This is a genomic window from Streptomyces sp. NPDC111507, from assembly GCF_055638955.1.
Genome location: NZ_JBVKBU010000003.1, coordinates 216,411 through 241,677 on the forward strand (window position 1 = coordinate 216,411; position 25,267 = coordinate 241,677).

Annotated in this window: 26 protein-coding genes and 2 pseudogenes; 10 read left to right on the forward strand and 18 right to left on the reverse strand. The window is 70.4% G+C overall.

Annotated features, from left to right (window positions below):
- Positions 1–182 precede the first annotated feature (182 nt).
- The gene (locus tag ACZ7M2_RS13755) at positions 183–623 is read left to right on the forward strand and encodes a Pvc16 family protein (protein ID WP_471596005.1); all 441 of its coding nucleotides are present in this window, start codon (positions 183–185) and stop codon (positions 621–623) included.
- Here the strand turns inward: ACZ7M2_RS13755 and ACZ7M2_RS13760 are convergent.
- A pseudogene (locus tag ACZ7M2_RS13760) lies at positions 556–753 on the reverse strand (AAA family ATPase); the annotation flags it as partial. The gene ACZ7M2_RS13755 and the pseudogene ACZ7M2_RS13760 sit on opposite strands and share 68 nt — an antisense overlap.
- 455 nt (positions 754–1,208) lie before the next feature.
- Between ACZ7M2_RS13760 and ACZ7M2_RS13765 the strand changes: the two are divergent.
- Positions 1,209–2,390: a glycosyltransferase gene (locus ACZ7M2_RS13765; RefSeq protein ID WP_471596006.1), complete on the forward strand. Its 1,182-nt coding sequence runs from the start codon at positions 1,209–1,211 to the stop codon at positions 2,388–2,390.
- Positions 2,391–2,452: 62 nt separating this feature from the next.
- Here ACZ7M2_RS13765 and ACZ7M2_RS13770 read toward each other — a convergent pair whose 3' ends face one another.
- Positions 2,453–2,659, reverse strand: coding sequence for an antitoxin (locus ACZ7M2_RS13770; RefSeq protein WP_471595398.1), 207 nt, complete (start codon positions 2,657–2,659; stop codon positions 2,453–2,455).
- 313 nt (positions 2,660–2,972) lie between these two features.
- Here ACZ7M2_RS13770 and ACZ7M2_RS13775 point away from each other — a divergent pair, with 313 nt between their 5' ends.
- Positions 2,973–5,618 (forward strand): beta propeller repeat protein, encoded by a 2,646-nt coding sequence (locus ACZ7M2_RS13775; protein WP_471595399.1) that lies wholly within the window; start codon positions 2,973–2,975, stop codon positions 5,616–5,618.
- Positions 5,619–5,665: 47 nt separating this feature from the next.
- Here the strand turns inward: ACZ7M2_RS13775 and ACZ7M2_RS13780 are convergent, their stop codons facing one another.
- From ACZ7M2_RS13780 to ACZ7M2_RS13790, 3 genes are all read right to left on the reverse strand, one after another.
- The gene (locus tag ACZ7M2_RS13780; RefSeq protein ID WP_471595400.1) at positions 5,666–6,010 is read right to left on the reverse strand and encodes an acetyl-CoA synthetase; all 345 of its coding nucleotides are present in this window, start codon (positions 6,008–6,010) and stop codon (positions 5,666–5,668) included.
- Between the two features lie 363 nt (positions 6,011–6,373).
- A complete protein-coding gene (locus ACZ7M2_RS13785) occupies positions 6,374–6,514 on the reverse strand; it encodes a hypothetical protein (protein WP_177324367.1) in 141 nt (46 codons plus the stop codon).
- A complete protein-coding gene (locus ACZ7M2_RS13790) occupies positions 6,511–7,752 on the reverse strand; it encodes a DUF418 domain-containing protein (RefSeq protein ID WP_471595401.1) in 1,242 nt (413 codons plus the stop codon). Before ACZ7M2_RS13790 ends, ACZ7M2_RS13785 begins: the two co-directional genes overlap by 4 nt.
- Before the next feature lie 202 nt (positions 7,753–7,954).
- Between ACZ7M2_RS13790 and ACZ7M2_RS13795 the strand changes: the two genes are divergently transcribed.
- Both ACZ7M2_RS13795 and ACZ7M2_RS13800 read left to right on the forward strand, forming a co-directional pair.
- Positions 7,955–8,626 (forward strand): response regulator, encoded by a 672-nt coding sequence (locus ACZ7M2_RS13795; protein ID WP_403691068.1) that lies wholly within the window; start codon positions 7,955–7,957, stop codon positions 8,624–8,626.
- The gene (locus tag ACZ7M2_RS13800; RefSeq protein WP_471595402.1) at positions 8,623–9,741 is read left to right on the forward strand and encodes a sensor histidine kinase; all 1,119 of its coding nucleotides are present in this window, start codon (positions 8,623–8,625) and stop codon (positions 9,739–9,741) included. The genes ACZ7M2_RS13795 and ACZ7M2_RS13800 overlap by 4 nt, the downstream gene beginning before the upstream one ends.
- A 130-nt stretch (positions 9,742–9,871) precedes the next feature.
- On the opposite strand, the gene ykgO is transcribed toward ACZ7M2_RS13800, so the two are convergent.
- The 3 genes from ykgO to rpmG all read right to left on the reverse strand — a co-directional run bounded on the left by ykgO (position 9,872) and on the right by rpmG (position 10,591).
- Positions 9,872–9,994, reverse strand: a complete 123-nt coding sequence (gene ykgO, locus ACZ7M2_RS13805; RefSeq protein ID WP_054230145.1) for a type B 50S ribosomal protein L36 — start codon at positions 9,992–9,994, stop codon at positions 9,872–9,874.
- A 40-nt stretch (positions 9,995–10,034) separates the two neighbouring features.
- The gene (locus ACZ7M2_RS13810; protein WP_471595403.1) at positions 10,035–10,295 is read right to left on the reverse strand and encodes a type B 50S ribosomal protein L31; all 261 of its coding nucleotides are present in this window, start codon (positions 10,293–10,295) and stop codon (positions 10,035–10,037) included.
- Positions 10,296–10,426: 131 nt separating this feature from the next.
- On the reverse strand, positions 10,427–10,591 hold the full coding sequence (gene rpmG, locus ACZ7M2_RS13815; protein ID WP_471595404.1) for a 50S ribosomal protein L33: 165 nt from the start codon (positions 10,589–10,591) through the stop codon (positions 10,427–10,429).
- Positions 10,592–11,252: 661 nt separating this feature from the next.
- Between rpmG and ACZ7M2_RS13820 the strand changes: the two genes are divergently transcribed.
- Positions 11,253–13,064 (forward strand): hypothetical protein, encoded by a 1,812-nt coding sequence (locus ACZ7M2_RS13820; RefSeq protein WP_471595405.1) that lies wholly within the window; start codon positions 11,253–11,255, stop codon positions 13,062–13,064.
- Positions 13,065–13,071: 7 nt separating this feature from the next.
- Positions 13,072–14,202: a serine/threonine-protein kinase gene (locus ACZ7M2_RS13825; RefSeq protein WP_471595406.1), complete on the forward strand. Its 1,131-nt coding sequence runs from the start codon at positions 13,072–13,074 to the stop codon at positions 14,200–14,202.
- Between the two features lie 103 nt (positions 14,203–14,305).
- On the opposite strand, the gene ACZ7M2_RS13830 is transcribed toward ACZ7M2_RS13825, so the two are convergent.
- Both ACZ7M2_RS13830 and ACZ7M2_RS13835 read right to left on the reverse strand, forming a co-directional pair.
- Entirely contained in the window at positions 14,306–15,547 is a 1,242-nt protein-coding gene (locus ACZ7M2_RS13830) for a cytochrome P450 (RefSeq protein ID WP_471595407.1), read from the reverse strand.
- A gap of 198 nt (positions 15,548–15,745) precedes the next feature.
- Complete coding sequence (locus tag ACZ7M2_RS13835; protein WP_471595408.1) at positions 15,746–16,480, reverse strand: SDR family oxidoreductase; 735 nt, start codon at positions 16,478–16,480, stop codon at positions 15,746–15,748.
- Positions 16,481–16,617: 137 nt separating this feature from the next.
- Between ACZ7M2_RS13835 and ACZ7M2_RS13840 the strand changes: the two genes are divergently transcribed.
- Positions 16,618–17,208: a TetR/AcrR family transcriptional regulator gene (locus tag ACZ7M2_RS13840; RefSeq protein WP_471595409.1), complete on the forward strand. Its 591-nt coding sequence runs from the start codon at positions 16,618–16,620 to the stop codon at positions 17,206–17,208.
- A gap of 57 nt (positions 17,209–17,265) precedes the next feature.
- Here ACZ7M2_RS13840 and ACZ7M2_RS13845 read toward each other — a convergent pair whose 3' ends face one another.
- Positions 17,266–17,808 (reverse strand): nitrobindin family protein, encoded by a 543-nt coding sequence (locus ACZ7M2_RS13845; RefSeq protein WP_471595410.1) that lies wholly within the window; start codon positions 17,806–17,808, stop codon positions 17,266–17,268.
- Positions 17,809–17,909: 101 nt separating this feature from the next.
- On the opposite strand from ACZ7M2_RS13845, the gene ACZ7M2_RS13850 reads away from it, so the two are divergent.
- The gene (locus ACZ7M2_RS13850; RefSeq protein ID WP_471595411.1) at positions 17,910–18,032 is read left to right on the forward strand and encodes a hypothetical protein; all 123 of its coding nucleotides are present in this window, start codon (positions 17,910–17,912) and stop codon (positions 18,030–18,032) included.
- A gap of 66 nt (positions 18,033–18,098) precedes the next feature.
- On the opposite strand, the gene ACZ7M2_RS13855 is transcribed toward ACZ7M2_RS13850, so the two are convergent.
- From ACZ7M2_RS13855 to ACZ7M2_RS13870, 4 genes and pseudogenes are all read right to left on the reverse strand, one after another.
- Complete coding sequence (locus tag ACZ7M2_RS13855; protein ID WP_471595412.1) at positions 18,099–18,689, reverse strand: hypothetical protein; 591 nt, start codon at positions 18,687–18,689, stop codon at positions 18,099–18,101.
- Positions 18,690–18,901: 212 nt separating this feature from the next.
- Positions 18,902–19,915: a helix-turn-helix domain-containing protein gene (locus tag ACZ7M2_RS13860; RefSeq protein ID WP_471595413.1), complete on the reverse strand. Its 1,014-nt coding sequence runs from the start codon at positions 19,913–19,915 to the stop codon at positions 18,902–18,904.
- 74 nt (positions 19,916–19,989) lie between these two features.
- Positions 19,990–20,634 carry a class I SAM-dependent methyltransferase gene (locus ACZ7M2_RS13865; RefSeq protein WP_471595414.1) on the reverse strand — a complete coding sequence of 215 codons (645 nt, stop codon included), beginning with the start codon at positions 20,632–20,634 and terminating at the stop codon, positions 19,990–19,992.
- Between the two features lie 101 nt (positions 20,635–20,735).
- A pseudogene (locus ACZ7M2_RS13870) lies at positions 20,736–21,305 on the reverse strand (amidohydrolase family protein); the annotation flags it as partial.
- A 797-nt stretch (positions 21,306–22,102) separates the two neighbouring features.
- Between ACZ7M2_RS13870 and ACZ7M2_RS13875 the strand changes: the two are divergent.
- Positions 22,103–22,387, forward strand: coding sequence for an Atu4866 domain-containing protein (locus ACZ7M2_RS13875; RefSeq protein ID WP_352044772.1), 285 nt, complete (start codon positions 22,103–22,105; stop codon positions 22,385–22,387).
- Between the two features lie 327 nt (positions 22,388–22,714).
- On the opposite strand, the gene ACZ7M2_RS13880 is transcribed toward ACZ7M2_RS13875, so the two are convergent.
- The 3 genes from ACZ7M2_RS13880 to ACZ7M2_RS13890 all read right to left on the reverse strand — a co-directional run bounded on the left by ACZ7M2_RS13880 (position 22,715) and on the right by ACZ7M2_RS13890 (position 25,126).
- Positions 22,715–23,587 carry a helix-turn-helix transcriptional regulator gene (locus ACZ7M2_RS13880; RefSeq protein ID WP_471595415.1) on the reverse strand — a complete coding sequence of 291 codons (873 nt, stop codon included), beginning with the start codon at positions 23,585–23,587 and terminating at the stop codon, positions 22,715–22,717.
- A gap of 120 nt (positions 23,588–23,707) precedes the next feature.
- The gene (locus tag ACZ7M2_RS13885; protein ID WP_471596007.1) at positions 23,708–23,866 is read right to left on the reverse strand and encodes a hypothetical protein; all 159 of its coding nucleotides are present in this window, start codon (positions 23,864–23,866) and stop codon (positions 23,708–23,710) included.
- Positions 23,867–24,067: 201 nt separating this feature from the next.
- The gene (locus ACZ7M2_RS13890) at positions 24,068–25,126 is read right to left on the reverse strand and encodes a DUF429 domain-containing protein (protein ID WP_471596008.1); all 1,059 of its coding nucleotides are present in this window, start codon (positions 25,124–25,126) and stop codon (positions 24,068–24,070) included.
- Between the last annotated feature and the right edge of the window lie 141 nt (positions 25,127–25,267).

Sequence of the window (25,267 nt, forward strand, 5' to 3'; positions counted from 1 at the left end):
AGTTCCTCCGCCCGCCCCGCTCCTCCTAGGGAGGGACCCAGGGATTTCCCGGAAGAGCCGGGGGGGCCTCCGTCCTCACCTCGCTGGTGATCGGCCGGGGCGGTGTACGAACCCCCGGGCAGACACAGGGGGTGGTCGCGGTGGGCAGTGCCGATGTGATCGCCGATGTGTCCGACATCCTGGTGCACGTTCTGACCGCGGCGGTACGCGAATCCGACGCCCACGCCCGGGTGCGGCTCGTCGAACTCGTCGGGCAGCAGCGCGGCGGCGGCCATGGAGCGCTCGGCCTCGAACTCTTCCTGTACGAGGTGGCCGAGGACCCGAGCGCACGCAACCGCCCGTCCCGCCACACCGTGGTCCAGGATCCGGGCACCGGTGCCGTCCGCCAGGAACGGCGCAGGGCGGACATGGCCCTGCTGCTGCGCTATCTACTCATCCCGACCGGCGGTACGCCCGACGCCCAGCAGCGAATCCTCGGCCGAGCAGGTCGCGCTGGGGTGCGGGCAGTCGTGGCAGATCGCAGCGGTAGGCCTGGACGACCTGGTGCAGACCCGCGTAGCGCAGCCCCGACTCGGCCGCGGCGCCCGCGAGACACACCGCCCGGACGGTGTCGTCGAGGGTGAGGGTCCTGCGGAGCAGGGTGGTCCGTCCCAGGCCCGGTTCTCCTACGACGAACAGCGCGCCACCGCGCCCGGATGCCGTGTCACGGAGCAACCGGGCCACCGCGGATGCTTCAGCGATCCTCCCGAGCACATTCTGCGCGGCGGTACGGGAATCAGACGCGTGGCCCCGCGTCGCCGGTGCCGCTTCCCCCCTGCGTCAAGCTTGGCACGCGCCACTCCGCCGGAACCCGGAAATACCCAGACAATCACCCTTCCGCTGCGGCCGAGTGGTGGCGGCGCCCCGTCTCGGCCGCGGCGCGGATTCTACGTGTCACGCGTCCCTGGACCAGGAAATTTCTGGCCTGTTTTTTACCAGCCGATTGGTGTGAGAAGGGCCGCCCGGCCCGCGACCTCAGCGTCTTCATTCGGCTGATCAACCGAACAGTACGCCGTAACCAATCGTGTCCGAATTTGAAACGACGAGTTCACGGGCTCGCAAGTTTCCCCTGTGTCCATAGCGGAGAACCCGCAGATCACAGGGGTTGAAAAGGTTTCCTCCCTTTCTGCGAGACGGGCCAAGAGGTGCGCGTGATGGACGAACTGCGTGTGCTGTCGATCTATGAAGGATTCTTCTCGGGCGGGGCCCGGATCGTGCACAGTGATGTGGTGCTGGGGCTCCATGAGGGTGGCCAGCGGCACGCGGTGCTGAGCGTGAATGGCGAAATGTATCGGGAGGAGACCCGGCAGCGGATGGAGGACGACGTCTGCTACCGGTCACTGACCGCGGCGGGCGTGCCGGTCACCTCGCTGGGCCGCACCCCCGCGGCACCCGGCGGCCCCGAGACCTTCACCGGGCCGGAGCTGGCCGCCACCACGCGGGCGGTGGCCGCCGCCGACGTCATCCTGTCCCTCAAGGAGCAGCCGCTCGGCCTGCTCAACCAGGCAGGCCTGCCCCGGCGGCCCGTCGTGGTCTGTCTGCACCGCTCCGACCCCGAGAACCAGGGGGCGGCCCTGGACGAACTGCGGACGGCGGTCGCCGACGGCCGGATCGCCGCCGGGATCTGTTGTGCCGAGTCGACGCGCGCCGCGTACGCCGCGGCCGGGATCCCGGCCGGACTGCTGCGCGTCATCCCGAACGGCGTGGATCTGCTGCGATTCCGCCCCGACCCGTTCAGACGCGCTCTGCTGCGGACGTCGCTGGGCATCCCGGAGCGTGCGCCCGTGATCGTCTTCGCGGCGCGCTACGCCACGATGAAGAACGTTCCGCTGTTCCTCCGGGCGGCCCGCGCCTGGTTGCGCCGGCAGCCCGACGGCCACGTCCTGATGTGCGGCGCGGGCATGACGCGGGACAACGGCTGGCTGCGTGAGGACATCGCCACGGCGTTCGGCGAGGACGCCCCGCTCGCCGAACGCCTCTCCCTGCTCGGCGTACGGCACGACATGGAGACCGTCTACGCGGCCGCCGACGTGGTGTCGCTGACCTCCTCCAGCGGCGAGGCGGCACCGCTGTGCCTGATCGAGGGCATGATGTGCGGGGCCGTGCCGGTCGCCACCGATGTCGGCGACAGCGCCTCGATCGTGGCCGGGCACGGCTTCCTCACCCCGCCCGTCCCCGAGGCGATCGCCCTGGCCTGGACCGAGGCGGTGGCGCGGGGCGCCGAGTTCGCACCGGCCCTGGCCCTCAGCCGCGAACGGTTCAGCCGCACCCGGATGATCGCGGCGTACGCCGCGCTCATCGAGCAGGTGCGCAGCAGGTCGGGCCGGGTGCCTCTCCCGGAACCCTTCTGAGAGAGCCCGCCGGGAAGGGGCGCCCCCGGGGGCGCCCTGGGGCCTGCGTACGCCGCACGGGGTCAGGCCTCCTTCTCGCCCTTCTCGCCCAGTTTCTCGACGTACTCCTGCGCCTTGTCCACACCGGTCTCGATCTTGTCGGTGTACTTGCCGTCCGTCTTGTCGTCGACGACGTCGCCGGCCTTCTCCAGTCCGTCGGAGATCGTGTCGCCGTGCGCCTCGGCGAGTTCCTCGGCCTTGTCCTTGAGGTTCTTCAGGTTGTCGAACACGCGTGACTCCTTCGCCGGCCGCACTGCCTGATCAGGGTCACGGTCCCACCCGGCCCTCGACGGCCGACAGGCCCACGGTGCGGCGCCCTTGAGCAAAGGGAGCGAACGGCGCGGACCGACCCGGCCCGCCGGAACCCGGCGCGCCCCCGCGCGGGTGCGCCGGTGCCCGGGTGCGCGCCGCACGACACCTCGTTGCACAGCACCTCGTTCATGGCAGGTTCTGGACAAGAATTGGGCAAGCCCCGGGACGCCCACCCGTCCCTCGTGGTCCTGTCTGCCCCAAGGCTGTGTCTACGCCATTCGGGAGGACCACGTGTCAGGAACCACCCGCAAAAGACGATGGCTCACGATCTGCGCCGTCACCACGTCGGCCGCGCTCGTCGCCCTGCCCGCCGGCGCCGCGCCCGGCCCGGACGGGGGCCGCACCTTCGGGGCCCGCACGCTCGCCCGACTCGCCGCAGGCCGAATGCAGTCGACGGGCGGCATCACCCCGAAGGTGACGGCGCAGGACTCCGACGGCGGCAACGAGTCCGGCGAGATAGCCGAGGGGGCCGACCAGTACGCCGAGGCCCGCACCTCACCGGGCGTCGTCGCGCCGGGAGCCTACGGCGCCGCCTGGAGCGGTCTGAACAACTTGCCTTCCACTGGCGGCAGTTGGCGGAACGTCACCGATCTGCCGTACAACTCCGACGACCCGCGCTACCGCGACTTCGACTCCAACTCCAGCGGCGGTTCGGGCAACGTCACCGGCCGCCTCGCGGCGATGGCCGCCGACGACGACGGGTACGTCTACGCGGGCAGCGCGGGCGGCGGCGCCTGGCGCTCCCGGTCCGGCGGCGGACACTGGGAGCCCATCAGCGACCGGCTGTCCTCGCAGTCCACCGGCGCACTGGCCCTGGACGGGTCCGGGCGGCTGTGGCTGGGCACCGGTGAGGCGAACACCAACGCGGACGCCTACCTCGGCAGCGGGGTGTACGTGCTGACCGACGCACACCACGGCACGTTCTCCGCGCGCAGCCGGGTCGGCGGCGACGAGCTGGAGAGCACCACCATCCACCAGCTGCGCTTCGGCGGCGGGAAGGTGTGGGCGGCGACCAGCGAGGGCGTGTGGAGCCACTCCACGAAGACGCTCGGCGGCGCCTGGAAGCTGGAGTTCGCCCCCAACCCCGACTACCTGCCCGGTGGTTCGCTGGCGAGCGACCCCTCCGCCCCGTACAAGAACCTCGCGGGCGACATCGCGATCGACCCGAAGGACCCCTCCAAGGTGGTCCTCGCGGTCGGCTGGCGCAGCGGTGACGACTACAACGGCTTCTACACCAAGGTGCGGGGCACCTGGACGCGGATCACCAGTGGTCTGGGCGATCTGCCGTCCGACGCGGACAACGTCGGCAACGTCACCTTCGCCCGGTCCGCCGACGGCTCGCGGTACTACGCCATCGACCAGTCGCCGGAACAGCTGAACACCAACCCGGACAGCGGCCTCGAAGGCATCTACGTCGCCAAGTCCGGCTCTCCCTTCGGCCCTTGGACGAAGATCGCCGACTACAAGCAGCTCGCCGCCGACGGCTCGGCCCTCACCTCCAGCGGCTACATGCCAGGCGTGCAGGCCTGGTACAACCAGTTCCTGACCGTCGACCCGGCCGACGCGCAGCACGTGTACGCGGGTCTGGAGGAGGTCTACGAGACCAAGGACGGCGGCGGCACCTGGTCCACCGTCGGCCCGTACTGGAACTTCGGCTTCCCCTGCTGGAGCATCGACCCCGCCCAGCAGACCGGCGACTGCAACCCGACGACCCACTCCGACCAGCACGGGGTCGCCATCGGCCGCTACCACGGCAGGAGTTACGTGTACGTCGGCAACGACGGCGGAGCCTACCGGCGGCCGCTCGACGGCGCCCAGGACTCCTCCGGCCACGCCACCGACTGGACGTCCCTGAACGACGGCACGATCGACACGCTCCAGTACTACTCGGTGGGCATCGGCAAGGACCTGGCCCACGGCGGCGTCTCGGTCACCGGCGGCCTCCAGGACAACGGCCAGTCCATCCTGCGCAGCGACGACAAGGTGATGGGCTCCGACTTCGGCGGTGACGGCGGGGACACGCTCACCGACCCGGCCAACGGCTGCGACATCGCGGAGGAGTACGTCTACCTCGCCGTCCAGATCACGCAGAACTGCGCCGTCAACGACGGTTCCTGGGTCGACGACGCGAGCAAGGTCACCTCGTACAACGTCGCCCCGGCCGACAACGCCACCAGCGAAGCCCGCTTCATCGCCCCGCTCGCCGCCGACATGAAGAACAGCGCGACCTGGATCGCGGGCGGCCGGCACGTGTGGGTGCAGACCCACGGCTACGCCATCCGCAGCGGCTCCGAGTGGACCAGCCTGTACGACCTCGGCGCGGGCCGCACCGCGACCGCCGTCGCCGCGTCGGGCGGCAAGGTGTACGCGGCCTGGTGCGGCCCCTGCAACAACCAAGGCTTCGCGCGCGGCATCTCCGTCGGCAACGAGGACGGCACGGGCTGGCACGACGTGACCCTGCCGGTGGACGCGACCGTGCCCAACCGCTACCTCAGCGGCTTCGCCGTCGACCCGAAGAACGCCGACCACGTGTATCTGGAGGTCAACGGTTTCTCCCGGCACTGGACCGAGGGCCCCGGCGCGGGCGTGGGCCATGTCTTCGAGTCGAAGGACGGCGGCACCACCTGGACCGACATCTCCGCGGATCTCCCCGACGTGCCGGCCAACTCCGCGGTCGTCACGGCCGACGGAGGCCTCGCCGTCGCCACCGACCTCGGAGTGGTCTACCGCGCCCCGGGCCGTACGGCGTGGCAGCGCGTCGGCCGGCTCCCGGCGGTCGCCGTGCTCCAGCTGAAGCTGAGCCCGGACGGCGGCACGCTGTACGCGGCCACCCACGGCCGCGGCATCTACACGATCAAGGTGCGCGACTGCGGCTGACCCGCACGCACGAAGGAGGGGTTGACCCGCCGCCACAAACGGCGGGTTCACCCTTCCTTCGCGTACGGGACCACACTCACCCGGAGCGTGAACGCGGTGCGCGCCGCGCCCGCCACGTCCGGAGCCTTCGCCGTCACCGTGATCCCGGCCGCCCCGCCCCGTACGCTCGCGCACCGCAAGGTGGCACGGCCGGTCCCGTCGGCGTCGACACGCCATCCGGAGACCAGCACCACCGCGGGCGCCGCACTCCGGACGGCCGTCCACCGCCGGTCGTCGACACGCGGCCGCAGGGTGAGCGCGACCTCCGCCCCGGCCCGCACGCACAACCGCCGTTCGACCGCGTCCCCCGGCGAGACGGTGACCTCCACCCGCCCGGCGAAGCAACCGGCCACCGGGGCGGCGGATCCGGGACCCGACGCGAACGGTGCCCCTCGCCCCGGCTCCGCCGTCCCACTCGGAGACGCACTCGTAGACGCACTCGCGGAGGCGGTCGTGGAGGCGCTCGTAGAGGCACGCGTGGGTCCGGACGACGGTCCCCGTCCCGCGCCTCCCGGTCCACCGCACGCCGCGAGCAGCACCACTCCGGCGACCACCGACCGACCGGCCCACCACCGCATCGCGCACCTCCGCCCGTCCGGCCCGTTCCCCGACGAGCACCAGCATGCCCGCCTCCCGGGAACCGTGCGGCCTGAGCGTCGACGTCGACGGGCTGAATGTCTCGCCCGGGGCGGCGGCCCCGAGTAGTCGGCCTCCCGTCAGGGGTGTCCGACCAGCGTGGTGACGACGTGGTCGACGGCGTCGGCGTACAGGTCCGGGCGCAGGACGCCCAGGACGGCCGCCGCCGCGGCCGCCGTCAGGAGCCAGGGCTCCCAGCGGCCGCTCGACGGGCCCCTCATCGGACGCGCTCCGCGATCCTGGTGGCCCGGCCGAGCAGCCACTCCAGCGGGCCGCGCGCGAAGTGGCGGGACCAGAGGGTCGCGAACACGGTCACGGCCACGAGGAAGCCGAGCAGCACGTGCAGCGGGAAACCTGGCAGTTCCTCCATGCCCAGGGCGCGGATGGCGACGATGTGGAAGACGTACGCGGTCAGGGACATCGTGCCCACCGCGATGACCGGAGCGGCCAGGCGGCGAAAGCGCGGGAGGGTGTCGGTGGCGGCGAGGCAGGCGGCCAGGACCGCGATGGCCACGCCGGTGTTGGCCACGACCGAGAGGGTCGTCTCGCTGTGCGGCGAGGCCGCCAGCAGCCAGGCCGGGGTGGTGCCGGTCGGGTAGCCCGCGGTGTCGGACCACCAGGCCGCCATGACCGAGCCTCCCTCGCCCCAGCCGGAGGCCCGGAGTGCGGAGGCGGCGCCGGGGACGAGACGCAGGGCCAGGAAGGAGCCGCCGTAGCCGACGACGGCCAGCGAGACACCGGTGATCGCGAGGCGTGTGCGGACGACGGTGGAAGCCAGGTCCAGCCGGGCCACGGCCATGCCGGCGACGACGAACGGGATCCAGGCCAGGGCCGGGTAACCGCCGGTGAAGAACAACGAGACGACGCCGTCCGCGTGGGCGGGCCAGGCCCAGATCCCGCCCGGGCCACCGCCGTCGCCGCCACCGGGGTTGAGGGCCTGCTGCACCGCGTACAGGACCTGAGGCAGGATCAGCGCACCGCTCACGGCGATGACCGCCAGCGGTCGGGCGCCGAGCCGGTACAACGGCAGGACCAGCAGGAAGTACACGCCGTAGAAGGCGAGGATCACCTCGACCGGGGTGCCGGTCAGGGTGAGCGCGGTGCCCAGGACCAACAGGATGAGGGCTCGGATCACCACCTTGGCGACCGCCTGGCGGCCCGCGCGGCCGGTCTTGGGGGTACGGCGGCCGGTGATCAGCACGATCGAGAAGCCGGCCAGGAAGGCGAAGAGCGCGGAGGCCCGGCCGTGAGCCAGTTCCATGAAGAAGCCGGTCGCCCCGCCCTCGGAGGGATCGGGGCCGACGTGGGCCGCGTACATACCGAAGACCGCGAGCCCCCGGGCGAGGTCCACGCCGATCAGGCGCCCCACCGGGAGCCGGATGTCGGGGAGTTGCGTGGTTTCGGACGCCTCCGGTCGGGGCGGTGCCAGGAGCGCCGTGTCGTGCGCGTTGTACGTCATGGCTCACAGGCTCGAGAGAATCGCCGGTCGCGCAGTATCCGGCAGGCGTCCGGTCCACACCCCCCGGACGACTGGAACCGACCCGCCGGGTGGCCGGGCCGTTCCGCCGGAGCGCCGCACCGGGCGTTTCCCGTTCTACGGTCACAGTGACGACAATCGACATCGAGGACATCGATGGCATCAAGGACGAGGCGGAACGTACGTGATCCGGGTAGTGGTGGTGGACGACGAGGCCCTGGTGCGGTCCGGCTTCGAGCTCATCCTCGGCGCGGCCGACGACATCGAGGTCGTCGCGACCACGACGGGCGCGGAGGCCGTGGACGCGGTACGGCGGGAGGGACCGGACGTCGTACTGCTGGACATCCGGATGCCGGACGTCGACGGTCTGACCGTGCTGCGGCACCTGCGGGCGCTGCCGGACGCGCCCGTGGTGGCGATGCTGACGACGTTCGACGCCGACGAGTACATCCTCACCGCGCTGCGCTCGGGGGCGGCCGGCTTTCTGCTCAAGGACACCGAGCCGGACCAACTCGCGCAACTGGTGAGGACCTTGTGCGCGGGCGGTGTCGTGATGTCACCGAAGGCGTCCCGTGCCGTGTGGCAGAGCCACCCGGGCGCGACCGCCGCGGACGACGAGGAGGCCGCCCGCGTCGGACGGCTCACCGAGCGGGAGCGCGAAGTGCTGGTGCTCATCGCGGAGGGGCTGTCCAACGCCGACATCGGCAGTCGTGTCCACCTCAGCGCCGGCACCGTCAAGGACCATGTCAGCGCGATCCTGACCAAGCTGCGCGTGAACAGCCGGGTGCGGGCCGCGCTGCTCGCCCAGCGGGCGGGCCTGCTGGACGGGCGGAACCGGTCGGAGGACCCGCGATGAACGGGGGCAGGCCGTGGTGGGCGCGGATCCCGGATCCGGCCGTCGACGCCCTGGTCGTCGCCGTGGCCGCCGTGGACGTCCTGATCAACCTGGAGGACTCGAGCCGCCTCGCGACGGCGGCGACAGCCGTCGCCTGTGCCGCGCTCGCCCTGCGTCGCCGTTTTCCGCTCACGGTGTTCCTGCTGACGCTGCCGGCCAGTCTGATGGTGGACATCGTCTTCGCCCCGTTCGCCGCACTGTTCACCCTCGCCGAGCACTCCCGCGACCGTCGGCTCCTGGTCACGGCCGCCTTCCTGTTCGCCGTCGCCTCCGCCGTGCCCTGGCCCCTGGGCAACGTCGGCTCACACGAACGCGCCTGGACGCTGATCTACTTCTTCTACACCCTGGCCACGGCCGCCGCCCCCGTGCTGCTCGGCCAACTCGTCCAGGCCCGGCGGGACTTGGCCGACCGGCTCACGGAGATCGAGAAGGCCCGCGAACACGAGCGGCTGCTGCACTCGCAGGCCGTCCTGGCCCGGGAACGTGCCCAACTGGCCCGCGAGATGCACGACGTCGTCTCCCACCAGGTGAGCCTGATCGCCGTACAGGCTGGTGCCCTTCAGGTCGCCACCAAGGATCCGCACTTCAAGGAGGGCGCCCGCACCATCCGTTCACTGAGCGTCGACACGCTCGACGAACTGCGTCACATGGTCGCGCTGTTGCGGGCCTCCGGGGGCCGCGTCGGCGAACTCACCCCGCAGCCCACACTCGCCGACCTGCACAAGCTCGTGTCGACCAGCGGCATCGAGACGATCCTGACGGGTGAACTCCCCTCCGCCATCGCCACCCCCGCGCAACGCGCCCTCTACCGCACCGTGCAGGAGTCCCTGACCAACGTACGCAAACACGCGCCCGGCGCCGCCGCCACCGTCCGCCTGTGGCATTCCGACGAGCGCTTCGGCGTCACGGTGACCAACAACGCCCCCACCCGCCCCTCCCTGCCCCTGCCCGGCTCACAGCAGGGTCTCGTCGGTCTCCGGGAGCGCGCCGAGCTCCTGGGCGGGGCGTTCGAGTCCGGGCCCACCCCCGACGGCGGCTACCGCGTGACGCTCCGCATCCCGACGGACACGGCCTGAGCCGCGACGCCGCGGCCCAGGCCTGATCCGAACGACAGGCCCTGGGGCAAAGGCTCACGCCCGTACCGCACGCCGGCTTCGGGCGTGCGGTACGGGCGTGGTGTGCGACGCTCGTCTGCCCGGGGCGGCGTCAGCCCTGACGGGCCTTGAAGCGCGGGTTCTTCTTGTTGACGACGAAGACCACGCCCCGTCGACGGACCACCTGAGCCCCCGGCTTGGACTTCATCGAACGCAAGGACTTGCGCACCTTCATGGATCTGTCCTCCTCGTGCTGTGAACTGTCGAACCCGCCGTCAGCGCCGCGGCGAGGCCGTACGGCCGTAACGCCGCTCGAAGCGCTCCACGCGGCCTGCGGTGTCCAGGACCCGCGAGGTCCCGGTGTAGAACGGATGGCTCGCCGACGAGATCTCGACGTCGATCAGCGGGTAGGTGACCCCGTCCTCCCACGCGATCGTCTTCGACGAGTGCGCGGTCGAACGGGTCAGAAACGCCATGTCCGCAGCCCGGTCACGGAAGACGACGGGGCGGGATTCGGGGTGGATGCGAGGCTTCATGAGGTTCCCTCTCTTGTGACGGTCGACGGTTCCGGCTTCGTGACGGCCGACGGTTCCGGTTCCGTGACGGTCGACGGTCCAGTGACGGTCGACCGTCCCGTGACGCTCCGCCCGGTGTCGCCGGGCTCGGCTCAGCGCTCCTCGCGGAACGGAACGTGCTCACCGACCACCGAGTCGTACTTACGCAGGACGAGCCGGTCGGGGTCGTTCCCGCGGTTCTTCCGTGTCACGTAGGTGACACCGGTCCCGGCTGTCGACCTCAGCGTGACGACGGGTCGCGCGCTGTTGCGTGCCATGAGGTCCTCCTTCCGCCCACATCACGCGATCTTGACTCGCGCATGTCAGCTACGTGTGCTGTAACAGCGGACCTGGTCGGCGCATTCCCGGGCGGCAGGGAGGCTGGGGTTGAGGCTGGGGTTGAGGCTGGGGGCGAAACGAAACAAGCCCCGCCTCCGGAACACAGGAGGCGGGGCTGTGGAGCGCCGGGCAGGCCTTGCACCTGCATCTCCCCGCAGGAAGCGGGGCATCTTTCCTTGGACCACCAACGCGAGGCCGACCGCCGAATTCTTCCGGCGGGCTGCTCAAGATCAATCATAGCGCAGCCGGAGCGGTGCATGACACCGCCCGGGTTGCCGCGTGTCCAGGAAGGTCCAGGAGCCATCGGCGGCGGTCGCCGCCGCGCGCCCGCTGGTCGAAGGGTGGCAGACCCGCGGGACGCCGACGGTCCCTCGCTTCCGAGTTCGCATGCGGGCCGGATCAGACCACTACCGCTTCAGGATTTCGACGGCACTCACGAAGTCGAGTGAGCCGAGGCAGTTGCCTCCGCGCACCGGCGCCCGTCCGAAGACACACATGCGCCGCGCGCGCCGCTACGCGCCCTTGCGCTCCTCCGGTGCGTCGCCAGAAGGTACCTGTTCCGAAGACCGAAACCGCACGGCGGGACGAACGGGGAGCGGTGTGAGTGAGCAGCCCGAGGCCGAGGCCAGTCTCAACGAGTTGAGGGACGGCCTCAAGGAGATACGCGAGGCACAGCAGCGCCGCGAAGGCGACCTGAAGACCCTGCACGACCGGTTCGGCACACTGTCCGGGGGCATGGAGGCCCTGCGCGGCAGAGCCAACGAACTCGCCCTTCAGGTCGAATCGGTGGGTTCCGCCACCGAAGAGCTGCGGGAGGGGCTGTCCCGGACCCGGTCCGAGCTCGGCCAGGTCAAGGCCGAACTCACGGACTTCCGGTCCCAGTACGAACGCGACCAGGCCGTCCTCGCCGCGCAGTTCGAGCTCGACCGGATCACCGAGGACTGGCAGCGCAGGTTCGGCAACCGGGAAAAGGTGCGCTCTCTCGCTCGTGGCCTGGTCAAACAGCTGACCCCGCAGCTCGTGAGGAGCGGGGCGCTGAGGACTGACAACCTCCGGCTCTTCGTGGAGCAACACCTTGTCCACGACCCCGACTTCTGGCTCGCCCACGCAACCCTGGCGGTCGCCGCCCGGCTGGACGGGGACGACGAAGTCCGGCTCACCGCGATGGGGCAGGCGCAGGGGCTCGACCTCGGCAAAGCCAACCTGTTCTTCTCACTCGCCGCGGCCAGGCTGGGCGAGCACGAACGGGCGGGGAACTGGATGGACGGCTACCTTCAGCACGCCGTCGACCCGGATCGGCTCGGCAGGGACTTCCTCGTGGTCCTCGACGCCGTCGCCAGCCGCGAACTCGGCGACCTCGCTCACAGCTACGCCCGGCAGGTGATGGTGCGCTGGGGCACCGAGGCGGCGGCGGGCGGGACGGCGGCCAGGGCGAGTGTGCGGCGGTGGACACCCCAGCTGCGCAAACTCCTCGCCTCACCCGGCGACCGGTTCGAGTCCCTGGGCCAGGCGTACGACGGGGACTGGCCGGCGCTCCTCGAACACTGGCGGCTCGCCACCGTCACCACAGGCACTCTCGCCCACCTCCGCAAGGAGTTCCCGCCCCCGAACCGCACGGCGTCCGCCTCCGGACGTGTCCGCTACGCCGAGACGGCCATCGACCGCCTCATCGGCCATCTCGAACCCGATGAGGCTGCCCTGCACACCAAGAAGGAGGCGCTGCTCCGGTTCATCGAGCACCGGGGCGACGAGAAGGCGGCACAGGAGGAGCACGAGCTGCGTCAAGAGGCGGACGCCGAGGTCATGGACTTCACGACGCTCCTCGACAACGCCGTTTTCAAACCGAGTCAGATCGCACTCGGAGACGACGCGCGCCGCCTCGCCCTCATGCAGATGCTGCCCAACCTGTGCACCGCCGCCGAGGAGCTGGTGGTGGCCTCGCTGAGCCACCGGCCTCCGAGCATCCGTATCGCGATCGACGGCTGGCACGCTCTGCTGCCGACCGACCCCGCCGCGTCCGTCGACGGGAAATCCCTGGCCGACGAGCTGGAGAGCGAACTGCTCGAACGTACGGAGGCGGAGGCCGCGGCTGTCGACCGCAACCTGCCGCGGCGCGTAGGGGGCACCGCCGGTGGACTGTCCGCCGTCGTCCTGGCCCCCTTCCTCCTCGGCGGCTTCTTCTTGGCACTCGCATTGCTGGTCGGCGCCTTCGCCGGGGTGTGGGGGGTGTTGGACGTGACGCGCGTACCGACCGAGCGCGGCAGGATCCGCGAGGCCGGCGTGGTGCGGCGGCGCAGTGCGCAGCGCCGGTTGCAGGATGTGCTGAGCCGGCGCATCGAGTTCTTCGCCGAATGGAACGAGCATGTCGCGCGGCTGCCCGAGCTGTGCGCCTGGGACCCGACGGGCAAGTGACGCAATCATGGAATCAGGACGTGTCCTCGACCGGCGCTACCAGCTGGAGTCGCCCCTCGGCCGCGGTGCACAGGGCTCCGTCTGGCTCGGACTCGACCTCCGCCTGAACCGGCCGGTCGCGGTGAAGGTGGCCACACTGCACCGTCACCCCGGACAGGGTGAGCACTCCGAGGAACTGAACCGGCGCGTCGAGCGATTCCGCAAGGAGGCTCAGGCGATGGCGCGCATCCGTAACCGGCCCCATGTCGCCGTCATCTACGACCACGGCGAGGACGGCGACATCCTGTACTCCGTCATGGAGTACATCGAGGGCAGGCCGCTCTCCGCCCACACCGGGCAGGGTCGGCACCTCACCCTGGAACAGACCGTGCGCTGGACGAGGCACATCTGTGACGGCCTCGCCGACGCCCACGAGGCGGGCGTGGTGCACCGGGACGTCAAACCCGGCAACATCGTCATCGACACCACCGGATCCGCCAAGGTCGTCGACTTCGGCCTCGCCCGCTTCGTCGACGCGTCCTCTACGCACGGTCCAGGGTGGGGCACCGTTCACTACGCGTCCCCCGAACGGCTCCGTGAGGAGTCCGGCAGCGCTCTCAGCGACCTCTACTCACTCGGCTGCGTCGTGTACGAGATGCTCACCGGCTGGTCTCCCTTCGGTCACATCTCGGATCCCTATGCCGTCATGTGGCACCACGTGGAGAAAGTGCCCGCCCCGCCGGGCGCGCTGCGTCCCGGCATCCCCAGGCCTCTCGACTCCCTCGTGCTGAGACTGCTGGAGAAGTCGCCCGGGAACCGGCCACCCGACGCCCGAGCCGTGGCCCGGGCGGTCCAGCAGATCGCGTACGTCTCGGACGACTCCGCGGATCCACACGTCGACACGCGCCATATCGCCGAGATCCAGACCTTGGAACGGTTCATCCAGCTGCACGCCGACGGCCCCCGGGCCATGGGCACGGACGTCCTCGACGCACGCGCCCGGCACGCCAGGCTCACCGGCGAGTCGGGCGACTCCCGAGGCGCCGCCGCACTCTGCCAGCGCCTGGGGCAGGACTGCGCGCGCCTGCTCGGCCCCGATCACCACCGTGTCTTCGAGGCCTACCGGGAGGCGTCGCGCTGGAAGGAGGGCACCGGCTGAAGCTCCGTATCTCCCTCGGTATGTCCCTTCCTGCGTCATGCCGGCGTCGAAGGGCTACGGGTTTTGGGCTATGGGCTATGGGCTATGGGCTATGGGCTATGGGCTACCAAGTGACCGGCAGCGCGACGACGCCGTACGCCATCGCGTCTTCCTTGAAGTCGATCTCCTCCAGCGTGGTGGCCAGTCGCAGCGTGGGCACGCGCCGGTAGAGCGTGCCGTAGACGACCTGGAGCTCCACGCGGGCGAGTTGTTGGCCCAGGCACTGGTGGACGCCGAAGGCGAACGCGTTGTGCTGGCGGGCGTCGCGGAGCAGATCGAGGCGGTCGGGCTCCGGGAAGGCCTCCGGGTCCCAGTTGGCGGCGGGGAGGGAGACGATGATTCCGTCCCCGCCTCGGATGACCTCGCCGCCGATCTCGATGTCCTCCAGGGCGATCCGGCGCTGGCCGGTGTGGGCGATGGTCAGGTAGCGCAGCAGTTCCTCGACCGCTGCGGCCACGACCTTGGGATCGTCCGTCTCGCGCAGCAGGGCGAGCTGCTCCGGGTGCTCCAGCAGCGCGAGGGTGCCCAGCGCGATCATGTTCGCGCTGGTCTCGTGCCCGGCGATGAGCAGGATGACGGCCATGAGGGACGCCTCACCCATGGTCAGTTCACCGGCCTTGACCAGCGCCGCCAGGTCGGACAGGGCGTCTTCGGCGGGGTTCTCCGTCTTGGCATGGATCTGCCGGGCCAGGTAGTCGCCGAGCGCGACGCTCGACTCGCGGTCCTGCTCGGCCGATGACGTCTGGCTGACCGCGACGGTGGCGTGGTGCTGGAAGAACTCGTGGTCCTCGTAAGGGACTCCGAGCAGTTCGCAGATCATCAGCGTGGGAATGGGCAGACCCAGCGCCTGGACCAGGTCGGCCGGCTTCGGCCCGGCCAGCATCGCGTCGATGTGCTCGTCGGTGACCTTCTGGATGGCGGGGCGCAGGGCCGCCATCCGCTTGGCGGTGAAGGAAGAGGTCAGCATCCGGCGGAGCCGGGTGTGGACGGGGGCGTCCGTGTTGAAGAGCGTGTCGGGGTGGTGGTGCGCGTTCTCCGCCATGGCCTTCTTCGGGAACGGAAAGCCGGGCCGCTTGTCGTCGACGCTGACGCGGGGGTCACCGAGGACGGCCCGCAGGTCCTCGTGGCGGGTGATGAGCCAGGGGGTGCTGCCGTCCCAGATCCGCACCTTGCTGATCGGCTTCTCCTCGCGGATCTCCGCGAGGACCGGCGGCGGCGCGAACGGGCAGGCGGCCGCCCTGGGCGGTACGAACTCGGGGATCTCTTCGGCGGCGCCGCTCGCGGTTCCGGTCAGTGTCTCAGCCATGTCACTCCTCGGTGGGGGGCTCCCACAGGGCGGGGAGCGGGGTCTCAGAGGGGCTCTGGGGCCTATGAGACCGGAGCGGACTGACGGCTACGGGCCACTTCACTGACGGGAACCTGACGTGACTCGGATCACGTGTACGCGCCCCACAACGCGGCGTCGGCAGGCCATGACGCGGCATGGCCTGGCGGCGAACGGACCTCAGTCCTGCGCGGTGGGACGCACCACGATGTCACCCACGTCGACACCGTCCGGCTGCTCGACGGCGAAGGCGACGGCGCGGGCCACCGCGGCCGGCGGAATCGCGATGCTGTCCATCTTTTCGACGATCTGCGCCTTCACCTCGGAATCCATGCGGTCGGCGAAGTCCGTGCGGACGAACCCCGGCGAGACGACGGTGACGCGCAGGCCCTCGCCGGCCTCCTGGCGCAGGCCCTCGGAGAGGGTACGGACGGCGTTCTTCGTGGCGGCGTACACCGACTGGAGCGGAGTGACGCGCAGTCCGGCGGTGGACACGATGTTGACGAAGTGTCCGAAGCCCTGCTCCCGGAAGACGGGCAGGGCTTCGGCGATCCCGTACAGCACGCCTTTGAGGTTGACGTCGATCATCTCCTCCCAGTCCTCGACGCGGAGGTCGTCCAGGGGGGAGATCAGACCGACTCCGGCGTTGCTGACGAGGACGTCGAGCTTGCCGTACCGCTCGCGGGCCAGCCGTACGAGGCCGGACAGATCCTCGCGCCGCGTCACGTCCGTACGGACCCAGGCGGCTTCGCCGCCCGCCTTTTCGATACGGGCGGCCACGGCCTCGAGACGCTCCGCACGGCGCGCCCCGAGGACGACCCGGGCGCCGCGCTCGGCGAGCAGGAGCGCGGTCGCCTCACCGATGCCGCTGCCGGCACCTGTGATCGCCACTGCCTTGCCTTCGATTCCCGACATGATCGACAGTCCTTCCGCAGGAGCAACGAGGACAGGTCACACCCATGCCCTAGAGTGAAAGTGGAGGCGCCGCCACTTCACCCCACCCTAAGTGGAGGCGCCGCCACTTAGCAACGGGAGAGCGAGGAGCGACGACGATGGCCCGCGAGGCAGAACGTCCACTGAGGGCTGACGCACAGCGCAACCGGGAGAAGATCCTGGCCGCCGCGGTACGCGTGTTCACCGAGGAGGGGCTGGACGCGCACTTCGAGCGCATCGCCAGGGAAGCGGGCGTGGGCACTGGCACCCTCTACCGCAACTTCCCGACCCGGGAGGCCCTGATCGAGGCCGCGTACCGCAACGAGGTGGCCCGGCTGTGCGAGGCCGTTCCCGGGCTCCTGGCGACGATGCCGCCCCGCGAGGCCCTGCGTGCCTGGACGCGTCGCTTCATCGACTACGCCACCGCCAAACTCGGCATGGCCGACGCCCTACGAGCCGTCGTCGCCTCGGGAACCAACCCCTACGCCGAGAGCCACGAGCTGATCCAGGCCGCGCTCACCTCCCTCATGAACGCCGGCACCGCCGCCGGCGCGATCCGCACCGACATCAGCCCGACCGACATGTTCGCCGCCCTCGCCGGCATCGCCCTCACCTCGGCCGGCCCCGGCCAACGCGAACAGGCGGAACGCCTCCTCGACCTCACCCTGGACGGCCTGCGCCCGACGCCGCCACAGGCGCCCGACAACTGACGGCGACGCCCCTTGCGGGTGCGGCCGGCGCAGGACAGGGCCTGGCCAGCCGCGCGCCTATGCCTTGCGCTGCAGCGTCGCTGAGAGGTGGTGTTGCAACGGCTGCCCCACCGCCGCGAGCTCGTGGACGAACGTGAGCGTGTCGTCGTCGGTCAGGACATAGGTCCGGCGCGTTGCGTTGACCTCCTTGGCCGTGGGCGTGAGGGCCACCTCGTGGGTGGAGAGGTCGACCGTGTTGTCGGCCGCTCGGCCGACGGCGATCTCGGCGATACCGGTGGGCTGGGTGATCAGTGCCTCCACCCGGCCGTCGGGCTGGAGCCGCCACCAGCCGCTCTCCCGAGCCGACGGGCGCAGCGGTGTGCCGTCGGCGTCGAGCAACCAGGCCCGGGCCTCGTACCGGAGGAAGGGGCGGCCGTCATGGCTGAAGGTGACTTCCTGCGCGTACGCGAACTCCCCGGCGAGCGTGGGATACCCGCCGTGACCCCGCCCGCGCCAGGCACCCAGGAGTCCGATCACCGGCGCGAGAAGCGCGTGCGGGGTGGGCGCTTCATCCGATCGGTGGACGTCGGGGTACGGATACTCCGGTGCGGGGTCGAACACGGTGTGCGCTCCTGGGATCGGGTCCGGTGCCGGGCCGAAGCCTAGGCCGTCGTTGTCGCTCCCCGCGGCGACGGCGCGAAGGACTGTCCGCCGACCCGTCCATGCCGGCAATCCCGGGGCACGCGATCTCGTCCGCGGACGGGGTGGACAGCACGGTCGCCGTGAACGCGGAGGGCGCGCCGTGGCGTACGTGGTCCGCCGCGCGCCGCGACGCCTGGAGCTGAGTCGCTGCGTGAACGACGTACAGCGAAGGCTGGTTGGGCGGCGAGACCACGGTCATGTGTCTGGGCTCAGCCCACGCTGGTGGACTTCGTACCGGACGGGGTAACGGCGTACCACGTCTTGCCCTTGGCCTGGCCGTTCGTCTGTCCGGCCTGTGTGTCACCCACGTACCGGTACAGCGGCCAACCGCCGAGGGTGAGCTGTTTCATGCCGTTCCGGTGGACCGTGCCGAGAAGGCTCTTCTCGACCCCCATGGTCTGTACGGAGTCCTGCACGATGACGGGGATCCACGTCTTCGTACACGCGCCGGCGCACGTCCACTTGGACGGATTCGCCTCGTCCTTGTCGTAGCGGTAGAGGGTCATCCCCTCGCCGTCGGCCACCACGCTGCCGATGTCGTTTACCGTCTTGGCCATCACCATGGTGGTCGTGGCCGTGTTGCCGCTGCCGGAGTCACCGCCGGCGGCCGGTGCGGACGGCGTGGGTTGCGAGGCGGCCGGAGCAGAGGTCGCGGACTCCGAGGCGGCCGTGGCGACCGGAACGGCGTTGCCGGCGCTCGTACCGGTGGACGCCTTCTCCGTCGAGCTGCCGCACGCCGCCAGAAGGAACGCCGAGGCGAGCCCTGCGGCAGAGAGGACGACGATGCGTCGCTGGATCACGGAGTTTCCCTTCGCCGGTCGTTCTCCTTACTCCCTCAGTACGTGGGGTAACTCCCGCCCGCTCAGCCATCGGTGGCACATGGCGAAGCCTTGACCGACTGCGACGGAGAACTCAGGAAGCTCGGTCGGCGGCCGGCCGACGCCGCCCGATCGTCGGCGACCATCTCCGCGACGACGCCACCGGCTTGCCCGTCGGCTGAGCAGGGAGGTGGTCAGTCCATCGGGGACCGGGTGGGCGTCTGCTCCCGCTCGGACAGTGCCTGGAGCCGGTACTCCCTCGGAGAGAGCCCGTACGCGGTGCGAAAGGCGCGGGTGAATTCGGAGGCGCGGGGAAAGCCCCAGCGGGCGGCGACGGCGTGGACCGGCGTGGTGCGCAGCGAGGAGTCGGCCAGGTCGCGGTGCGCGTTCTCCAGCCGCCGGCCGCGGATCCAGGCCGCGACCGTTTCGCCCTGCGACTGCTGCTGAAAGATCCGGTACAGGTAGCTGCGGGAGATGTGGTGCGCGGCGGCGATCGCGGACGGCGTCAGCTCCGGGTCGTGGAGATTCTGCCGGATGAACGCCTGGACGCGTTGTGCTGTGACCCGCTGGCGGGTCTCCTGCGGAAGGGCGGCCTCTGCGTCCAGCACTTGGGCGAACCAGGCCGACACCAGGTCGAGTACGACCGTACCCAGGCGTGGCGCGTCGGACGGCTGAAGGGTTTCGGCCTGCCGGTCCAGACCGACGAGGAATTCGGTCAGCAGAGCGCCGATACCCTCCCGCCCCGACAGCCCCCGGCCCAGCAACTCCCGGACGCGGTGCGGCGGCACGGGCAGCAACGCCTTGGGGAAGTCCACGCCGACCCCCTTGACGGCACGGCGATCCCGCTCGTCCGCCGGCCGGAGATCGTACGGCCGCGAGCCGTCGACCATGTGCAGGTCACGTGGGCCGAACGTGTCGGTCCGTCCGGCGTGCTCGAGAGCCAGACCTCCATCGAGCAGCAGCGTCAGGTGGTACAACTCGGGGTCGGACCGACGCACCATTTTTCCGCTCCGCCGGTAGCGGGTCGGCAGGAACGACGACGGCCATACGGTCACCGGCCCCAGCTCCATCAGCCGGTACTCCGCCCAGTAGTCGGCCGTGTGGGCACTGATCAGGTCGCTCGATCGTGTCCGGCCGACCAGTTCCCGCCAGTACTCGAACCTGTCCTCCGCAGGCACGTCCTCGCTTCGGAACACGGTCCCGATCATTCCGTCCCATCTCCCCTGACGCCTGGCCCCTGACCCCTGGCCCAGGGCCATGGCCGCCCGTGCCGACAGCTGACTTACTTGGGTGCGCGCATCAGCAGATGGCCCTGGCGGAACTGGCGTTCCTCCTCGCGCGGCGCACGCAGCATCCGGCCGACCTCGACGAACCCGGCCTCGCCCGCGAGCCCCGCGAGGTCGTCGATCGGCCATCGGTACGCCGTCACCACTTTGTGGTCGAACGCTGTGACCGGCTCACCCTCCGACTCGAAGAACGCGAGCGAGAGGTGGCCGTCAGGCGCGAGTACCCGCCGGAACTCGGAGAGGTACGAGGGCACCTCCTGCGGTGGGGTGTGGATGACCGAGTAGTAGGACACGATGCCGTTCAGCTTGCCGTCGGCCAGGTCCAGGGCGTCCATGGAGCCGACCTCGAACCGCAGGTCCGGGTAGGCCTCGCGGGCAAGATCGATCATCACCGGCGACAGGTCGACGCCGAAGACATCCAACCCCAGGTCCCGCAGGTGCGCGGTGATGCGTCCCGGGCCGCATCCCAGCTCCGCGACGGGCCCGGCGCCGGTGGTCCGTACGAGATCGGCGAACGCGGCGAGCATCGCGCGATCCAGCGGAAGAGCGTCGAGGTCATGACGGAAGAGTTCGGCGTAACGGACTGCGACGGCGTCGTAGGCATCCGCTGTCGCACCGAGATGCGAGGAGGGTTCAGTCACAAGCGAGGACACTAGCTCGTCACGTAGGGCCATCTCCTGGAGGGCAGAGAGGAGTTGGTGGATGCCCCGTTCCATGCGGAGGGGTCACGGGGCGGCGATGCTCAGGCGGCCGGGGTGTTCAGCACGTACTCGCGCGAGGCGTACACCTCGCTGCGCAGGGCGGCCAGGTTGACGTCGAGGACCTGCCCGTCCCACTTGCGGGGCTCGCCGTTGATGAGGACGGCGGTGATGTTGCGGGCGTCGGAGCCCAGCACGAGGGTGCCGATGGGGTCGTTGAGGGGCATGTTGTTGAGGTCCTCGGCCTGGACGACCAACAGGTCGGCCTTCTTGCCCGGGGTGAGTGAACCGGTGACGCCGGCCAGGCCGTTGGTGCGGGCACCCTGGAGGGTGGCGAAGTCGAGGACGTCGTGGGTGGTGATGCGGGAGGGCTGCTGGTCGGTGCCGTGGACGGCGTTGACCGCGCGCATCCGCTGGATGGCGTGCAGGGCCCGCATCTGCGTGAACATGTCGCCGGCGAGGGCGACTTCGACGTCGATGCTCAGGCCGGGGCGGATGCCGACGGACAGGGCCTCGTCGACGGCGGGTATCGCGGTCTCGAGGCCGATCTGTGTGTCGGACGTGGGGGCAAGGGCGACCGTGGTGCCGGTCTCCCCCATCGCCTTCCACGCCTCGGCCTGCTGCGACCAGGGCGCGGACCTGCTGGGGCCGGGTGAAGAGGGTGGCCAGGGCGGAGGGCACGTCTGTGGCGTCCTCGTCGGGGACGACGAGGAAGTCGGTGCTGTTGCCGGGGGTGAGGGTGGCGACGTATGCGGAACGGTGGCCACGGCCGCCGGCCGGCGCGACGGTGTCCACGACCGCGGGGGCGATGGTCATGGCGGTGCAGTCGACGACGATGGCGTTGTCGTCGCCCGCCGCGGTGACGATGGCGGGGCCGACCCCCACGACCAGGGAGCCGACGAACAGGAGGTCGGCGCCGGTCATGGTCCCGATCAGCGGGTCCATCGTCAGGATGCGGGCGTTGGTGAACAGGACGGGACGTCCCTCGTCGTTCGAGAGGATCTCGTCGAGGGCCTCGGGGTTCCAGTGCACGGTGCGGGTGATGCTCATTGCATGTTCCTCATTGCATGCTCCTCGGTGGAGTCGCCTCATCGGTGTCCCTGCTGAGCGTCGTGAGTGCCGGTGGAGGTCCGAGGCGAGAGTTCGGCGGCTGCAGCGGCTGCCTGACCACCAGGTTCGTTGCACGGTGGAATCGGAACCAGGCCGCCGTTGTCCCAGGTGTCCGGCACCCACGATCCGTCCCGCCGCGTACGACGAAGGAGCCATGGGAAGGTCTCGGACGGCCCGTGCCGCTGGCGCACCGCACGAAGGACTTCGTCGCTCGCGATGCTGGGTGCGCGGCACCCAGGAAGCTCTCACCTGGGGAGACGGCTGCCTGGTTGTCACCGGCCGCGGGGCGGACCGTAGAGCCATGACCAGCAACGACACGCCCCGTGACCCACACCCGTACGTCGGGATGTGGGTGACCGCGGACGGCTTCATCCGCCAGGAACTGCTGCCGAACGGCCGCTACGACGAGGCCCGCGGCGACCGCCGGAGCGCCTACACCGGCAGCTACACCGTCACCGGCAACCACCTCGACTACGTCGACGACACCGGCTTCACCGCGACCGGCGACGTGCGCGACGGCGTGCTCTTCCACGAACACCTGGTGCTCTACCGCGAGGGCGACGAGCGCGACCGGCGGCGAGCCTGAGCACGACCAAGATCCACCGCTCGGTCCCCGTGCCCTCCGCACCTTGTTCACCCCTTGACCGGCGGCCGACGCGGTTCGATGCCGAACAGGTACGGGCGTTCATCGACGCCGCCCACAGCCGGCACGGCCGCGTCGACGTCATGGTGAGACCCAGCGCCAGGGGCACTTCATCAGCGTCGCCTCGATCGGCGCCCACCAGGTCTCCCCGACCACGGCCGTCCGCAACGCCTCCAAGCACGCCGTGTGGGCCACCGTCTCCCCGGGCGTGACCGAGTCCGAACTCGTCGAGCCCATCTCCGACCCGGAGGGCCGCGAGACGATGCGTACCTACCGCAGCGTCGTCACCCCGGCCTCGTCCGTCGCGGCGGCGATCGCGTCCCCACGGACGGCCCGGGAACGGAGTTCCGCGAAGGCAGCCGCGGTGAAAGAGGCGGGCTCGGCCTGGTAGACGACCAACTGCTGATACGGAGCACCGTTGACCGTGAATGCCGAGAACTGGATCTCCAGAGCACCGACCTCGGAATGCGCGAGGTTCTTCGCCTGCTGGGTCTTGCCCTTCACCTCGTGCCGTGCCCACAGCTCGGCGAATTCCGGGCTCTTCGAGCAGAGCGTGTCGACGACCTCGGCGATCCGCGGGGAATCGGGGTCGTATCCGTAGGCCGCCCGGATTTCTGCGACGCAGGAGTTCACGGCCCTCCCCCGGTCCCGGTAGAAGCTGCGCCCGGCCGGGTCGAGGAAGACCATGCGGGCCAGGTTGTCGAACCGCTGGAATCCGCTGTGCAGGGCCGCGGCGAGCGCGTTGTGCGCCAGGACGTCCAGGGCGGGTCCCAGAACGAAGGCGGGGATGTCGGGCCAGTTGTCGAGCAGTTGGAGGAGCTGGGGGCTGATCCTGTCGTGACCGACGGAGGTGCTGCGGCGCTCCTGAGGGGCCCTGGTGAGTCTGCGCAGGTGGTCGAGTGCCTCGTCGTCGAGGTGGAGGGCGGCGGCGACCGCGCCGATCACCTGCGGCGAGGGACTGGTCTCGCGGCCCTGTTCCAGGCGCATGTAGTAGTCGGAGCTCACACCCGCGAGCATGGCGACCTCCTCGCGGCGCAACCCCGGTACCCGCCTGCGGCCGTGCTCCGGCAGCCCCACGTCCTGCGGCTTGAGCGCTTCACGCCGTGCCCTGAGGAACTCTCCCAAAGGAGTGCCGTCGCTCATGAACCCCACCTCATCGCGATCCGGGTCATGGCGTCATTCTCCTTCGCGTCCGCCCGGGCCGGGAGTCGTGATCCTGGCCCTGGCACACCCAGGAAACACCGGGCCGGCTCATATGCGGTCTCAGTCGGTGCCCATCATGGTGTCCTGCGCGGGCACGGGGCCGGCGCTCAGCGAGCCGAGCGGGGCGAGGGCGTCGGAGGACGTGCTGCCAGGTTCGGCCTGGTAGACGATGAGCTGCTGGGTAGGGGCGCTGTTGACGGTGAACGCCTCGTAGTGCAGTTCCAACCCCTGGGCCGCGTCGCCCAGCCCGAGGAGATCGCCGAAGTTCTGTGCTTCCCTGCCTCACCGCGCTCCACCGGAAGGTGGGTGCCACTTCGCCCTGCTGCCCATGAAACGAGCACATGCGCAGTGATGTGTCGAGTCGTCCAGCAACTCGGTTTCCTCGCATCCTGACGAAGACGCCCGCTGTTCGACGATCAGTCAGTAGCGAATCTCGATGAGGCGGCCCGCTGCGTCCAGCTCGGGCACCGTGGGAACCCGCTCTGCGATCCCGAGCGCGATCCGGTGCGCCGACCAGGCAGCGGCAGCGGCGTCGAGTACATCGTCCACGGCGATCCGATCAGCCTCTCCGAGCTCGTCCGGGAGCACGAGTCCGGCCTCGGCCAGCAGTGCGCGGCGCAGGTTCTGGCCGCGCCAGGTCTTCTTGGCGTACGCCAGTGGCACCCCGCCGGCCAAGGCATGGAACGACACCTCGGGGTGCACCTCGTGGATGCGCTCATCGGCGAGCCAGCACGCCCGGGCCTCGAGAAGTTTCGGGGCCAGCGCCCACGCCTGCCGGCTCAGCCGACTGCCGGTGAGCTCCTGGCACCGGTCTGCGGCCGCCACATAATCAGGCTCCTGCCATGCCGACCTGGGCGCGATCAAGAAAACGCTGCTGCGTCGTATCCCAAGCAGCGCCCTGGCCGCGAGATCGGCGGCACGCCAGCCCTTCTCGACAACACCCAGCGGCATGTCCACCGCGATCGCCCGTACCGCACCGGCACGCTCGATCAGCGTATCGAGGGATACGGCCACCAGGCTCCCCGCGTACCCGCCGTCCGTGAGCCGGATCCCCACCCACCCCCGCTTGCCGCAGGCGTCGATTCCCAGAACGTCCATCCCACCCCCACACGAACTCGGACCGAAAAGTAGCAGCGCCTCCGCTGCCGGCGACGGACGGGACGGCAGCTGTGACAGTTCGAACACGCCGACAGGCCGTCCGCCCGGCAGACCCCAGCGCAGCACCGTCGCCGAGTCAGGCACCTGCATGCAGCAGAAGCAGGAGATGCCGATCATGCCGACGTCGCCGTCACACCGCGGCTGCGCGGCAACCCGCTCCATGAGGTCGTCCAGATCCTGACCCTGCGGAACGCCGCCGATGTTGCAGTTGCCGACCATGACGCCGCCGGAGTCACCGGTTTTGCGCATGTCGCCGCTGACGTGCGCGCACCCCTCCCGGACGACGCGCGCGATGCCCTTGGCCTCGACGCCGGCCTCCAGCTCCGCGGGCTGTCGCCCGCGACCGGCACCACGCCCGTCGCAGCGTCACTGCCATGGTCCGCGCCCATCGGCGAGAGCAGATCGACTACGCGCCTTCCGGCCGCCGAGCAGAGCCTCGGCGACGTTCTCACTGCACGTGGA

Excerpts from the sequence above, each read along its gene's own strand:
- ACZ7M2_RS13825 (WP_471595406.1), top strand. The coding sequence starts at position 13,072 with ATGGAATCAGGACGTGTCCTCGACCGGCGCTACCAGCTGGAGTCGCCC.
- ACZ7M2_RS13860 (WP_471595413.1), bottom strand. The coding sequence starts at position 19,915 with ATGATCGGGACCGTGTTCCGAAGCGAGGACGTGCCTGCGGAGGACAGG.
- ACZ7M2_RS13835 (WP_471595408.1), bottom strand. The coding sequence starts at position 16,480 with ATGTCGGGAATCGAAGGCAAGGCAGTGGCGATCACAGGTGCCGGCAGC.
- ykgO (WP_054230145.1), bottom strand. The coding sequence starts at position 9,994 with ATGAAGGTGCGCAAGTCCTTGCGTTCGATGAAGTCCAAGCCGGGGGCT.
- rpmG (WP_471595404.1), bottom strand. The coding sequence starts at position 10,591 with ATGGCACGCAACAGCGCGCGACCCGTCGTCACGCTGAGGTCGACAGCC.
- ACZ7M2_RS13785 (WP_177324367.1), bottom strand. The coding sequence starts at position 6,514 with ATGAGGGGCCCGTCGAGCGGCCGCTGGGAGCCCTGGCTCCTGACGGCG.
- ACZ7M2_RS13830 (WP_471595407.1), bottom strand. The coding sequence starts at position 15,547 with ATGGCTGAGACACTGACCGGAACCGCGAGCGGCGCCGCCGAAGAGATC.
- ACZ7M2_RS13875 (WP_352044772.1), top strand. The coding sequence starts at position 22,103 with ATGACCAGCAACGACACGCCCCGTGACCCACACCCGTACGTCGGGATG.
- ACZ7M2_RS13800 (WP_471595402.1), top strand. The coding sequence starts at position 8,623 with ATGAACGGGGGCAGGCCGTGGTGGGCGCGGATCCCGGATCCGGCCGTC.
- ACZ7M2_RS13880 (WP_471595415.1), bottom strand. The coding sequence starts at position 23,587 with ATGAGCGACGGCACTCCTTTGGGAGAGTTCCTCAGGGCACGGCGTGAA.
- ACZ7M2_RS13850 (WP_471595411.1), top strand. The coding sequence starts at position 17,910 with ATGCCGGCAATCCCGGGGCACGCGATCTCGTCCGCGGACGGGGTGGAC.
- ACZ7M2_RS13840 (WP_471595409.1), top strand. The coding sequence starts at position 16,618 with ATGGCCCGCGAGGCAGAACGTCCACTGAGGGCTGACGCACAGCGCAAC.
- ACZ7M2_RS13810 (WP_471595403.1), bottom strand. The coding sequence starts at position 10,295 with ATGAAGCCTCGCATCCACCCCGAATCCCGCCCCGTCGTCTTCCGTGAC.
- ACZ7M2_RS13790 (WP_471595401.1), bottom strand. The coding sequence starts at position 7,752 with ATGACGTACAACGCGCACGACACGGCGCTCCTGGCACCGCCCCGACCG.